11 protein-coding genes are annotated in these 14,680 nt (G+C 31.6%); all 11 read right to left on the bottom strand.

Features of this window, described 5'->3' with window-relative positions:
- Positions 1-121: 121 nt before the first annotated feature.
- Positions 122-1,081 carry a GDP-mannose 4,6-dehydratase gene (locus tag AB1I62_RS10265; RefSeq protein WP_082153324.1) on the bottom strand — a complete coding sequence of 320 codons (960 nt, stop codon included), beginning with the start codon at positions 1,079-1,081 and terminating at the stop codon, positions 122-124.
- 321 nt (positions 1,082-1,402) lie between these two features.
- Positions 1,403-2,827 (bottom strand): O-antigen ligase, encoded by a 1,425-nt coding sequence (locus tag AB1I62_RS10270; protein ID WP_010818927.1) that lies wholly within the window; start codon positions 2,825-2,827, stop codon positions 1,403-1,405.
- Positions 2,827-3,957: a glycosyltransferase gene (locus tag AB1I62_RS10275; RefSeq protein ID WP_002389251.1), complete on the bottom strand. Its 1,131-nt coding sequence runs from the start codon at positions 3,955-3,957 to the stop codon at positions 2,827-2,829. Before AB1I62_RS10275 ends, AB1I62_RS10270 begins: the two co-directional genes overlap by 1 nt.
- Positions 3,957-5,489 carry a lipopolysaccharide biosynthesis protein gene (locus AB1I62_RS10280; RefSeq protein WP_002389220.1) on the bottom strand — a complete coding sequence of 511 codons (1,533 nt, stop codon included), beginning with the start codon at positions 5,487-5,489 and terminating at the stop codon, positions 3,957-3,959. The genes AB1I62_RS10275 and AB1I62_RS10280 overlap by 1 nt, the downstream gene beginning before the upstream one ends.
- A gap of 33 nt (positions 5,490-5,522) precedes the next feature.
- The gene (locus tag AB1I62_RS10285) at positions 5,523-6,491 is read right to left on the bottom strand and encodes a glycosyltransferase family 2 protein (protein ID WP_002362101.1); all 969 of its coding nucleotides are present in this window, start codon (positions 6,489-6,491) and stop codon (positions 5,523-5,525) included.
- Between the two features lies 1 nt (position 6,492).
- Positions 6,493-7,548: an NAD-dependent epimerase/dehydratase family protein gene (locus AB1I62_RS10290; RefSeq protein WP_002384311.1), complete on the bottom strand. Its 1,056-nt coding sequence runs from the start codon at positions 7,546-7,548 to the stop codon at positions 6,493-6,495.
- An 11-nt stretch (positions 7,549-7,559) separates the two neighbouring features.
- A complete protein-coding gene (locus tag AB1I62_RS10295; RefSeq protein WP_002388995.1) occupies positions 7,560-8,261 on the bottom strand; it encodes a 2-C-methyl-D-erythritol 4-phosphate cytidylyltransferase in 702 nt (233 codons plus the stop codon).
- A gap of 247 nt (positions 8,262-8,508) precedes the next feature.
- Complete coding sequence (locus tag AB1I62_RS10300) at positions 8,509-11,187, bottom strand: DUF5776 domain-containing protein (protein ID WP_367019274.1); 2,679 nt, start codon at positions 11,185-11,187, stop codon at positions 8,509-8,511.
- A 243-nt stretch (positions 11,188-11,430) separates the two neighbouring features.
- Positions 11,431-12,279 (bottom strand): phosphorylcholine transferase LicD, encoded by an 849-nt coding sequence (locus AB1I62_RS10305; protein WP_048737667.1) that lies wholly within the window; start codon positions 12,277-12,279, stop codon positions 11,431-11,433.
- A gap of 15 nt (positions 12,280-12,294) precedes the next feature.
- On the bottom strand, positions 12,295-13,053 hold the full coding sequence (locus AB1I62_RS10310) for a glycosyltransferase family 2 protein (RefSeq protein WP_002356910.1): 759 nt from the start codon (positions 13,051-13,053) through the stop codon (positions 12,295-12,297).
- A 134-nt stretch (positions 13,054-13,187) separates the two neighbouring features.
- Complete coding sequence (locus tag AB1I62_RS10315) at positions 13,188-14,585, bottom strand: sugar transferase (RefSeq protein ID WP_002356909.1); 1,398 nt, start codon at positions 14,583-14,585, stop codon at positions 13,188-13,190.
- Positions 14,586-14,680: the final 95 nt, after the last annotated feature.

Here is a 14,680-nt window from a genome sequence, read left to right on the forward strand (position 1 = left end):
CCCCAAATTTAATACTTGCATACAAATTTAGCATACCATATTAAACTTTTTTTATCTATGACTACTTCGTACAAATTACTTGAAAACTTCTTGAGAACTATCAGCTCTCAAGAAGTTTTATTTATTCTTTTAATTCATAATTAACATATTTATCCAAACCGGACTGAATACTATATTTCGGTTCATAACCAATGGCACGTAATTTAGATATATCCGCTAAGGAATCTTTAATGTCCCCAGCTCGCGCTTCTTTATATTCAACTGGCAAAGTGACTTTCATAATATCATTTAAAGAAGAAATTAACTCATTTAAATCGGTTGCTTTCCCTGTTCCAACATTATACACTTCCCCAAGTGATTGGTCAGAATGAGCGACAAGATTCAACGCTTGAACCACGTCCTCAACAAAGACAAAATCACGGGATTGTTTTCCATCGCCAAAGATATTGAATGTCACTTCTTGATTGGCTAATAAGCGTTTGTAAGAGTCCATCACAATCGAAATAACGCCAGAATAAGGCGAATTAGGATTTTGGTTTGGCCCATAAACGTTAAAGAAGCGAACAGCGCTTGTTGGAACATCATATAAATGACAATAGTTTAACACATATTTTTCAGAAGCAAATTTATCCACCGCATAAGGCGTTAATGGACGAATTACTGATTCTTCCTGTTTTGGTAAAGTTGGCTCATCCCCATAAACCGCTGCAGAAGAAGCAAACACCAAACGTTTTAAATCTTTCTGGTATTTCCGAATTAATTCCAGTAATTGTAACACACTCTCAAAATTCACTTGGTGTGTTTCCACTGGACGTGCTACTGAATCTGCTACACTAGCAATCGCTGCTAAGTGAAAAATGTAATCGAACTGATACTCTTGTAGTACTTTTTCCATTAATTGTTGATCAATCACGCTACCTTCAATGAACGTGATATTTTCAGATGTGTTTAAATTTTCAGTTTGGCCCATTGATAAATCATCAATGACCACAACTTGATTGTCTTTACTATAATAATTTGCTAAGGTCGAACCGATAAAGCCGGCACCGCCTGTGATTAAAAAGTTCCTCAAGTTTCCCACTCCAATTAAATTCATTATATGTTAAAACGTAAATTGAGCGTTTAAATATTTAGGTATATAAATCATCTAAACTATTGCACTTATTCAAATAAAAGTTCCCACACAAGTCATGTATTTTTTCATATTATTTGTTTAAAAACTTTATATTGGAACTCTACTTGATCTGCTTTCATAATGAACGGATACATTAAAGATTTTTATACCACTTACCCTTTTTAACTCTATTTAGCAGTATAAGTTTACTATAAGTATAAGAATTAATATAGATTGTATATTTAAAATCTAAACATAACACACATTATTGTACAACTTTTAGCAAATTTATTTTTGACTTCTTTTTATTGAAATTTCCTTTAGATATCCATTTAATGCACCTAAATAACTCCAAAACAAGAAAGAGCCTACTGTATTTACTAAAATAATTTCATTATTAAACAGACCTGAAAAAACTAAAATGATTTGAATAGTAAGTAAAGTTAAAAATTGTAAATTTAACTCCCTTTGATAAAAGTAATAACAAAATATAATTTTTATCCCATTAAATATCAAAAATATCATAAAAGGAATAAACCCAAGTAGACCAACGCTTGTTAAGATATTCAAAAAAGTATTATGCACTACTATTGACTTTTGGGAAATAAAAGTATTTGGCAATTTATCATGAGCATACGATAATAGATTTCTTGGAGAAGTTCCATAGATAGGAGAAGTTTTGAATATTTCAACCGAACTTTTCCAAATAGAGAAACGCATGTTTGATATATCCGAATTATCCACAACATCTTTACGATCTAAACTTATAGGTTCTTTTCTCTTTCCCGTAATTTCTCCGTTGACCTCTTCTTTTTTATACACTGCTGAGTAAATTTTATTAGGTACAGTAACTAACACATCTTTTGTTCCATTCTGAACTATTAAATAACCGAACAAGACTAATAAAGTAAACATACAAGAATATAAAATTTTTTTTAATACAGGTGTCTTTTTAACCCCTTGTTTGTAAAAAATTATTGAAAAAGCAAGAAACCCTACTGCTAAATAGCTTAAAAGTAAAGCGCTTCTCGATCCTGTTAATAACAAAGTAAAGAATTGGACTACAATATTGACTACTAAAAAAATTTTGATAAATATTTTTTTTGTATTTAAATACTTAAACAAATAATATAAACATAATATAATAGTAACTAAAGCAGTAGTTGCACCATAATTAGGATCTCCAAAAACTCCAAATAATCTAGATTCTAGAAAACCTATTCTTATGTGGTCTCTAGGTCCTGGTCCATAGACATAAACGTAACTGTATTGAAAAAGATACATAACTAGAGATATAATTGATAATAGAAACATCCCTACCATGACAATATAATTTATATAATCTATTATTAGAAAACTATTCTTTTGTCTTTTGACAAATTGGTATATTCCAATCACATAAATACTATTCCATACTAGCAATTTTAAATTACTACTCATTCCGTAGTTCCTATTTAATATTATAGATATCAGGAACGCAAGCAAAAATATCAAAATTAACCAATCAGTCCAATCTTTATTTTTTTCTATTAAAAAATTATATAATTCATAAAGAACTACAAAAAAACCTAAAAAAGCTAAAAAGGAAAACAGGATGCTGTCTAATGTTGATGGCAACAAGCTGTATATATTCATAGATCTAATAATCAATGAAAAAATCAAAATAAGTAAATATGATTTTTCCAAATAAAAAAATTTTTTTAAATTATCCATTATTTCACTCCTAAATTGTCTAAAAGTTGTATCCAATGTACTTTTATTTCGTCCATATTAAAATCGTTAACTCTTTTTAAAGAGATATTCTGCCATTTTAAACGCTCTTCATAACTATTACATAGTTTATTTATTTCACTAGACATTTTATTAATTTTGTAGTTTTCAATTAAAACACCATATCTACCATTATCTAAAATTTCTTTAGCTCCACTATGTTTAAAACTTATTACTGGTAACCCGCACTCCATTGCTTCGATTAAGACAAGCTGAAATGATTCAATTCTTGAAGTAGATATAAAAATTGAACTATTAACATAATGATCTATTAATGCCTCCCCATTCAAAGCTCCAACATATTCAATTACATTTTCTACGCCATTTTCTTTTATAAGACTTAAGAATTTTTTTACTTGATTCTTACTACCATTTGCCGCCACTCGTATTTTCCAAGTACTAGGTATAGTTTTTGCTACTTCAATAAGATAGTCAAGCCCTTTAATTTCCACATCTAATCTAGAAGTAAAAGAAATTACTCTTTCCGTTAATTTAGACTTCACACTAGTATTAAAAGTAACAGGATTATGAATTATTACTGAATTATGATTGAATTTACTGTAGGCTTTTAAATCTGTTTGTGTTAAACAAACTATTCTATCAACACTTGCTAAAGATTCTTCATATGACTTTAAATAGTTTTTAACCAAGGAGCCAAAAGTCTGTTCTGCAGATTCATGCATCCATGCTATTTGTTTAACTTTGGGATATTTTTTTTTCAAAGGAATTGCAAAAATAGATACCGCAGTAAAAGAATTTAGAATAATACAATCTATATTAAATGTTTCTATTAATTCGGAAAGCTGTTTTATTTCTCCTTTATAGTATTTATATGGCGTAAACTTTCCTCCACTAAAGATATACTCTGTACCTTTTTTTAACTTATCTAACAATTTGCTATGTCTTCCTTTAAAAAAATATATTTTTTCTTCAGGAAGATTAGAATAATTGTCTGTATACTTGTATGAATAATATACTAGATTGTGATTCTTGTTCAGTTCTTTCCCAAGTGTTGCAGCAATGATATTAGATCCACCATAACCAAGAGAAGGACTGACTATGCAGATATTCATCAAGATTTCCTCCCTAAGACTTTTTTTGCAATATTCAGTAGATATTTAAACTCACTTGAGCGTGAGTAAAAAACTAAATACAGAACTCCACCAATAAAAATTGATATAATTGCTTTGTATATTATACTAACTAAACCACTATAATCAATTAAAGATTGTGTGTAAACAGTGATTAGAGTTGCTAGACCTAACAAAAAGCAATATTTTGAAAATAACTTTATATATACAGACATACTTACCTTAAGCCCATACTTAAAAATGTAAAATACTTCTACCCATAACACATAGCCTAGTGAAGATATTAATGTACCTAAAAGCACACCGTTTATACCCATATTAAAAAATATTAATAAGATCAATGAGAAAGTCAAATTAATTGTGGCTTCAATAATAGATTTCCATCTTTGAATCCAATATAGACCATATGAATCTATAAAGACAAAGCTTGTATTTCTAAACATTTGAACCACTAAATTAATAATAATTAAAAAAACTGTAAAAGAAGGCAAAACATATTTATCACCAATCCACCAAATTATAAATGGATTAAGCACTGAAGCAAGAATTAAAGTAGAAAAATATAACATTGAATAATTTACAAATAAGTGTTTTTTAAACAAATCCAATGCATCTTTTGTGCTTGCGCTAACAATATAATTACCGATACTAGCAGTTATTGAGTTAGTTACTTGTTTACATAGGTTTTGTACATTATTAACTATCATTGTATAGTTCGAGTAAAAACCGACTGCTGATAGACCAACAAAACTAGAAATTAGGATACTGTCAGTTCCCATAACAATAACTCCGCCAATTTTAGAACTCATATTTCCAATTACATTTTTTTTAATACTATTCATTTTTTCTTTAGATAGTTGTTTTTTTGAGTATCTTTTCAATTCATTGTAATCTTTATCTACTTTTAAAGAAATACTTACATTTCCCAATAGTGTAAAAACTAGTTGGACAATTAGATATAGTGAAAAACTTTTATAATGTATAAGTAAATATATTTGAAAAACATTACTTAACAGTAAAAAAACAAAGTCATTCAAATTTACAATATACGTTCGTTGATGTGCTATCAACAGTGATCGCTTATACGTAAAAAAATAACTTAAAACAGAATTTGATAAGTACAATAAATAATACAAAATAAATTGATTACTAATTGAATAGTCACCAGAAATATAAGGGAAAAGCGGGATAATGCTGACTCCTATAACCGCAACTCCAACCCCTATAAAGTGATAAGCTTTCTTATATAAATCCATTAACATATTTATCTCTTCTTTATCACCTACTGCTATAGGCTTATACATAGAATATACAATAGAGGTACCTATTCCAAGTTCAGCTAAAGATAAAATGCTAAGTACATTCGTAAAAAGACCATTCAGTCCTAAATAAGTTACCCCTAAATATCTTATAAAGAATGTCCGTACCACAAATTGCATAATTAATTTTAGAAAAAATACTAAAGTAGAAATAGATGAGTTCATTATTGAATAGTAAAGACGTGATTGTTTCATATAACCCCTCCGCTTTAATTTTTACAAACTCAACTAATCAAGTTTTTTCAATCGATACTCTACCAGTTTTTTATACCATACACTTCCAAAACTTAAAGCAACAATTGCAATTTTTCTTGATTTAGTGAATCCTTTATAAGATAATATAAAATTTCTATTTTTTTTTAAAAATTCAATAATTTCTTTTGTCTCGGGAATTTGCTTATAGTTACTTGATAAAATTAGCTTATCTAAAACATAAAAATACGCCCAACATAATCTACGATTATACGAATCTTTTAAATCAGGAAAATGATTCAATATTTTTTTCTGATTATACTGCCAAGCCTTTATGACATCCAAAGTTTTCTTAGAAAATTTTTGGCCCATTATACTATCATTTCTTTGTAAATAAAAGTATTTTTCTTCATTTGATACAATGATTTTATCAGTTTCAAGTAATATATCTATAATTATATAGGCATCTTCAAAAGTTTCACCCTCTAAATATCGGTTGTTATAAAAAAGTTCTTTACGATAAAGTTTATTCCAAGCATATGCATAAAAATCTGTTCCTTCTAAAACCGACTTTATCGCTTCTTTTTTATTTAATAGAATTTCTTTTTTTTCTTTGCTAGTATTCTCATACTTATCATCACGAAAAGGAATTATTTCCACAGAACTAATATCGGCATCATAAAATTTCAAATTCTCATATAACACCTCATACATATCTTCAGCAATATAATCATCACTGTCAACAAACCCCAAATATTTTCCTTGGGCAATATCAATTCCAGCATTTCTAGCGCTACTTAAGCCACCATTTTCTTTGTGAATAACACGAACACGACTATCTTTTATTGCGTATTCATCACATATTTTACCACTATTGTCAGGAGAACCATCATCGACCAATATAACTTCAAAATTAGTAAATGTTTGTGCTAAGATTGAATCCACACATTTTCTTAAATATGGTTCTACTTTATAAACGGGAACAATAATACTAATCTCACACATTTTACTTCTCACCTTTAACTAATTCTACTGTATTTTTCAAAGACTCTCTTAATTCAAATATTGGGTACCACCCATTTTCTTTGATTTTCTTATTGTCAAGTATTGCTGTACTAGCTGTTGAAAAACCTTTTTGTTCTATGCCATCTGGCAAATCAAAAATCACTTTTTTATCACTGATTTCAGCTAATTGTTGCGCTAGTTCTTTTAATCGCAAATCAAAATTTTCTGAAGAAACGTTGTATGCCTCTCCCTTTTTACCTTCGAGTAACAAATGAAGAATAGCAGAAACAGCATCCCCCACATAGATATATGAAAAATACTGATTTCCTTCACTTTTTAAAATAATATCTTTTTGTTCAACAGCATTCAAAATAAATTGTGAAGAGGCTTTCGTATCAGATAAAAGCATCGTGGGGCCAAATGTACGGCAAAGTCTTGGAATCACAATATCAAGATCATATTTTTCAATATAAGCTTGACATAATGACTCACTAACTCTTTTCCCTTCAGGATAACCTGCTCTCAAAGTGTTGCAATCGATATATCCACAGTAATCCTCTGTGAACTTTTCTACATCACCACGATTTTCCCCATAAATTTCTACCGTTGATAAGAATAACACTCTAACAGGACGGGTTGCTACAGCATGCTTCAATACTTGCTCTGTACCAACAAGATTAGTCATAATTGTACCAATTGGATCGGTTACATAAGCTCTGGGGTGCGTATTGCTCGCACCATGTATCAAATAATCAGCTTGAACCTCTTTTGGTATAGAATTCGTGACATCACCTTCAACAATTTCAAAAGTGTCTAACTGAAGATACTTTTCAAACCGCTTTTCAAGTTTCAAACGGTTCCTTCCCATTGCATATATCTTGATTTGTATACCTAATTGTTCATTTGCAGCCATCAACGTGTCTATCAAAAAAGATCCTATCATTCCAGAAGCACCAATCATCAAAATTGATTTTTTATCTAAATTAACCAGATTAACTGCGTGATTCATCACTTTTTTCAATTCAGATTGATAAATTGGATTATCTATTAACTCCATGCCTATATCTCCTAATCCTTCATCTTTAAATAAGCTTTAAATAGTTCTAAGTCATCCGATGTAGTCAATTTAATATTTTTATCCGAACCCGCAGCAAAATACAATGTTTCGCCTAAATCCACCATCATAGTATTTGTATATGACGATTCAGAAATACCAATATTCTCACGGAATGCTTTTTCGTAAGCCCAAGTTAATTTTTCAAATTTATAGGCTTGTGGTGTTGACACGCGACGTAATGTTTCACGATTAATATATTGTCGAGTTGTTTCCTCGGTTTCTTTTACAAAAATTTGTTCATTATATGGCAACGAAGTCACTGCATTACCGTATTCTTGACACTTAACAATTACATCAGATAAAACTAATTCATCAACTAATGGACGAATCCCGTCATGGATAACAATAGTATCTTCTGGGCTTGAATGTTCTTTTAAGAAATTAACCCCATTGTTAATTGATTCTTGACCAGAATTTCCCCCTGGGATAATCCATTGTAATTTGTCAATATGGTACTCTTTTGCATAGGCATCTAGTGTTTGTTCCCAACCTTTTTTACACACAACTAAGATTCGATCAATGAGTGGATGCTTTTGAAAAGATTCCAATGTGTAGATAATTATCGGTTTTTCCTCTACCATAATAAATTGTTTAGGAATCTCCTGCCCCATTCGTTTACCGACCCCACCGGCAATAATTAAAGCTGTAATCATTTGATACAAAATCCTTTCCCTAACTAGTCAATAACTAGTTTTATTTTCAATTTTGTTTAACTTATATATTCATCAATACAGCCAAAACTGCATTCAATCTTTTACATTTTCTCATAACTAACAGTAAGTTTCAATAATTTATCGTAGACCTTAATCGAACTGTAAATATTGTCCTTTTCAAAAATAATATTTATTAAATAAAGGACACCTAACTAAATCGTTAGAGTGTCCTTTTTAAATTACTTAACTAATTCACTTTTTGTACATAACGTTTATTTGAAGTGATATACCCTTGTGGTGTTTTTAATCTTGGATAACCATTTTTACTATATTCAATTCCTTGCACTCTAATAGTAGTTCCTTTTTTTACTGGAGATCCAGGTGTTTTAAATTCTAAATCAGTATAATAACGATCATTGACAAGCATCACAATTTTTACTGGATTTTCTGTATAGTAGTTGTCAATATTACTGATTGCTGCTGAAACGATATCTTTTCTTGCCGTTAAATATCCTTTTCTTGTTACCAAGCGGGGATATCCATTAGATGAATATTCAATTCCTTGCACTTCTACTAGTGTATTCTTTTTCACTGCGGCACCTTTGCTTGTAAAGTCGGCATTGTTATAAAATGTTTCATCTTTCATTACTACTACTCGACCTGGATTAGCTGTGTAATACTTATCAATATTACTGATTGCTGCTAAAACGATATCTTTTCTTGCTGTCAAATATCCTTGAGGTGTTACCAAACGAGGGTACCCAGTTGATGAATATTCAATTCCTTGCACTTCTACTAGTGTATTCTTTTTCACTGCGGCACCTTTGCTTGTAAAGTCGGCATTGTTATAAAATGTTTCATCTTTCATTACTACTACTCGACCTGGATTAGCTGTGTAATACTTATCAATATTACTGATTGCTGCTAAAACGATATCTTTTCTTGCTGTCAAATATCCTTGAGGTGTTACCAAACGAGGGTACCCAGTTGATGAATATTCAATTCCTTGCACTTCTACTAGTGTATTCTTTTTCACTGCGGCACCTTTGCTTGTAAAGTCGGCATTGTTATAAAATGTTTCATCTTTCATTACTACTACTCGACCTGGATTAGCTGTGTAATACTTATCAATATTACTGATTGCCGCTAAAACGATATCTTTTCTCGCTGTCAAATATCCTTGAGGTGTCACTAACCGAGGGTACCCAGTTGATGAATATTCAATTCCTTGCACTTCTACTAGTGTATTCTTTTTCACTGCGGCACCTTTGCTTGTAAAGTCGGCGTTGTTATAAAATGTTTCATCTTTCATTACTACTATTCGACCTGGATTAGCTGTGTAATACTTATCAATATTACTGATTGCCGCTAAAACGATATCTTTTCTCGCTGTCAAATATCCTTGAGGTGTTACCAAACGAGGGTACCCAGTTGATGAATATTCAATTCCTTGCACTTCTACTAGTGTATTCTTTTTCACTGCGGCACCTTTGCTTGTAAAATCGGCGTTGTTATAAAATGTTTCATCTTTCATTACCACTACTCGACCTGGATTAGCTGTGTAATACTTATCAATATTACTGATTGCTGCTAAAACGATATCTTTTCTTGCTGTCAAATATCCTTGAGGTGTCACTAACCGAGGGTACCCAGTTGATGAATATTCAATTCCTTGTACTTCTACTAGTGTATTCTTTTTCACTGCGGCACCTTTGCTTGTAAAGTCGGCATTGTTATAAAATGTTTCATCTTTCATTACTACTACTCGACCTGGATTAGTTGTGTAATACTTACTTAAGTCAGGCCCACTACTATTACCCATATTTAAAAAATTACTATAGGTCATGGAAATATCAAATGGACGCCCTTCATAATTAGCTAAACCAGGGAAATACATTTGCGAAGACCATTGCCAAGCACCATGGTCATTATTCCACTGCATGGAACTATCTGGAGTATATGGATATTGCGCTACCCATACTCTGTCTCTTCCGAAGGCGGAGGTGTCGATATAGCCATTTGTTAACCACCATTTGCCAACATACAACGCATCATTTTTATACCCTAGTGCCTTTAATTGCTGGTTAAACGCAACAGAATTAGCATGGGCATTTCGCCCATTGTTTGTAAGCGTTGGATCTTCCGCATCATTAAACATTATGGTATTTTTATCTAAGCCAGAGTTAGCCGCCGCCTGAGCAAAATATCTTGCTTCATCTTGTGCTGTCGCAGCAGAGACATACATACTATAGTGATATGCTGAAACTTTTAAGCCCGCAGCTTTGGCATTTCTAATTTGGCCCGCAGCATATGGATTAACATACCAAGTTCCTTCTGTCAATTTAACCGAGACACCTGTTACACCATAGCTTTTAATTTTTTGATATTCAGCTACTGAAATGTCTCCATTCCAACTAGAAACGTCAATAAAATTCTTGCCAGGCAAATTAGGATCATTCGCATAGACGTTCGCAACTGTTGCTCGCGCTACCCTAGAAGAAATGCCGTTTTTCATAGCATATGTTCCTTTTTTATGGTTCGTTCCTTCACGTGCTGCTTCTTGATAATCCGCTTCATCTTGGTCAATGGTCTTTTTTTCTACTTCAGAGCTTTGTGATGCTTCTGTTTTACTATCTGTTGTGTTTGTTTCTGAAACAGAAGAATGTTCTTCCGTTGTACTATTTGTTGAAGAATCAAAAGACTCTTCTTTTGTGCTTGAAGTAGAACTATCTCTTTCAGAGGTATTTTCTTCTGTAACAGAAGATGTATCCTCCGTTGAATTAGTCGTTGTTTCTGACGTAGCTTGAGTGACCAAGCCAGTCTCCCCCGTTGTTTCTGTTTTTACAAGCTCTTTTCCTGATGCAATCACACTAAAACTATTTAATAATACGGTACAAATTAACATACCTGAAATGATTTTTTTCATGAAACTCTCCTTATATATTTAATAATATGTATATTTCTTAAACACTTGCCATTCGCCCTTGAAAAATGTGCATCCTATAACCTTCAACTAATTGTTTTCACATTTTAAAACTAACACCAATTATTATCTCATACCTTTATTTCAAATTCAATTACGCTTTTTTAACATTCCTATATCAATTTTTTACTTTTAAATGGTAAAAAGATGAAAACAGATCTTTAATCGATTGTTTTCATCTTTTATTTATTTTTTAAGATATTCTGTGTACGATTTTTTAATATCAACAATTAGCGCTTCATGATGGGGTTGGCGATCTTCCTCTGGTGGCAATTGCATATAATCCCCAAAAACCTCTGTTAAGTAGCGCTTGTAGCCCACTGGTATTGGCATTTTTGTATCTTCAAACGGAACAAAAATAGCAGATTTAAAATCTTCCAAATGATAAATATTACCCATGTAACGTGGTCCGACACATAATTCTGTGACATAAGGAGTGGAGCCGAAGGAATACTTAGTCATTCTTTTTTCAGCAAAGCGCCAAATATGATAGCGAACCTTTTTCGATGGAAAGATATTCAATAATACCCGACTCCCCGTTGCTAAAATGCCACCATGTTTTTCTGGTACCACTTGTGAACAGAATAAAGCATAAATTAATGCCCAAATTTTTTGTTTCTTCCTTTGAAAATTTCCTTTTGGCGCACCATCTAAAGGAAAAATATCGATAGGAATACCATGAGGAATCGCTAATCCATCTTGATAGGTTTTAATAAACGTTGTCTGTGCATCCCTAATTGTCATAAATGAATTATGATCATTATAAGTTTTTGAAGCAACTAACAATGGATAACGTTCTGTATCCGCATATTTAGGCCAAAGCACTTTTAATTTTTCATAATCTGGTCTTGGCATAAAGAAATCTAAGTCATCATCCCATGGAATAAAACCTTGACTGCGGATTGCTCCAATACAACCGCCTCCACAAAAATAACAGGTTAGATTATGTTCTTCACAAAAAGCCACAAAATATTTTGACATGCGTAAAACGACTTGTTGAATTTCTACTAATTGCGTCTGTGTTGTTTGTTCCACTTTTCCTTTTCCTCCCTATTCATTCTTTGCATATTTAAATGTTGTATAGAATAAAAAACGCATTAAGTAAAATGAACTTTTAATAACTGAAAACTGTTCATTTTGACGCAAAATTTTCCAAACCCAACTGATTGTATTCCATTTGTTAGAAGATGTAGAGGTGGTTAGCTTACGATAAATGGCTAATTTTTCGTTAATAAAATAGACCGTATTTATTTCTTTCAAAATGTTTAACCAAGTAGCATAGTCTTCATGTTTTAAATCCGGCATTAAATGGCGTTTAAGCAGATTAGATTCGACTACGACTGTTAAGCAGCCGATAGTATTTGTTTTTAAAAGATCTTGATAGGTTTGTGGTCCCTCACTAAAATTACGCTCATGCGTAATGTTGCCATTTTCATTACATACAAAATAAGAACTACATGTAAATAAAAGTTTTTTTTCTTCCATCCACTTGATTTGAACTTCTAATTTATTAGGAAGCCATAAATCATCACTATCTAAAAAGGCAATATATTGTCCCTTTGAAGCTTCAATTCCTTTATTTCTGGTCTTTGCAATGCCCATGTTCTGTTCATTTTTCAGTAAAAAGATTCTTGAATCTTTTTCCATAAAGGCAAGTGCAATATCAATAGAATCATCTTTACTTCCATCATCAATGAGTAATAATTCCCAATTCTGGTAAGTTTGTTCCAGAACGCTTTCAATAGATTTTGATAAAAATTTGCCTGCATTGTACATGGGCATAATAATTGAAACAAGTGCTGTTTCCATTTGTTCACTCCTCGTTGCATTTTATGTAAGAATGTAACAATTTATATTATCGCATAGCTCTTTTATTATTTCAACGTTCCTTATTTCCAAAAAAAGTTTGAGACATAAGCTTAAATAACTTATGTCTCAAACTTTTAACGGTAAATTCTAATAGCATTCTCTTTACAATAATCCATCGTCAATTCTTCACGTTCTTCAGACTCATCCAATCCTCTTGATGATACTTTATCAAAGAGAATTTTGATGGTTTGAAGCAGAATTTTCATATCCAACAGTAATGAATAATTCTTGATGTACAGTAAATCAAAGTTCAATTTACTATTGTAGTCAGAAGCATACTTCCCATAAACTTGGGCATAGCCAGTAATCCCCGCACGTACATTGTGACGTAAATAGTAATTCGGGTTTTCCTGATTAAATTGATCAACAAAGAATGGTCGTTCAGGACGTGGTCCGACAATGGACATATCCCCGCGAATAACATTGATTAGTTGTGGCAACTCATCAATACGTAAAGCGCGCAAGTATTTACCAACTGTAGTGACGCGACTGTCGTTACTTGTAGATAAGACTGGACCTGATTTTGCTTCCGCTGTTGCCGACATCGTTCTAAATTTTAAAATCGAGAACTCACGTTGATCTAATGTAATCCGAGTTTGTTTGTAAATCACTGGTCCCGGTGAGGTTGCTTTGACTAAAATCGCTGCAATAAGCATTAAGGGTGAGGTAATCACAAATAGGCAAACAGAGACTAAAATATCGAATAAACGTTTAATAAAATTCTCTTCTGGTTGAATTTCAAAATTTGAGACTTCGATAATACTTTCATCTTCAAAGTTCATCATGTTTGGTTTTAACATAATTAGATTTTCAAAACTTGTATCTAAAAAGATTTTTTTCTTGTGTTTGACAATTAATTGATACAATTTTACTTTTTCGTTCTCATCAACATTACTTGAAATATAAACAATATCGATTTCATCGATAATTTTTTTTAAGTTTTCATAGTAATTGCTGACAACAACGCTCGTTACTTTATGCTTGTTATTTTTATCAGACATAAAGTTTTGAATTGACCGCATAACTTGATTTTCTTTACCTAGTAAAACAACTTTTCGCTCATTGCTGACCTTTAAGTAAAGATAATAAACAAGAATTCGCCAAAGACTTAGAACAATAATTCCGATTATAAAGGAATATCCTAAAACAGAACGCGGGAACGTAAACCAACGTCCGGCAAATGTCACAATCATAATCGTTAAAGTCATTAAAATTTGACCAATCACCGTGACAAAAATAATGTCACTAATTTTGCGATTATAAAAAATATACGCACCTAACAACAAATTCAAAAAGATAAAAAAGATTGAAATGTAAATTGCAGATTTTTCATAAGCCACAAAGTTAAATGAAGGAATTTCTCGGCCAAATTTCACCATAAACCCTAAGATGATTGATAAATTATAGAGCAAAACGTCTGCTAAAATAATTACAATTCGTCTTGCATTACTCCATTCACTTTTTGATGTCATTAAAAACTTCCTCTCTTCACTTCCAGTAATTACATTATTTGTAATAACATGCAACCCCTATATTACCATAATGTCAGCGGACAAGAAAGTTCTAT

Origin of the sequence: Enterococcus sp. AN402 (assembly GCF_040719405.1) — a bacterium.
Taxonomy (GTDB): Bacteria; Bacillota; Bacilli; order Lactobacillales; family Enterococcaceae; genus Enterococcus; species Enterococcus faecalis.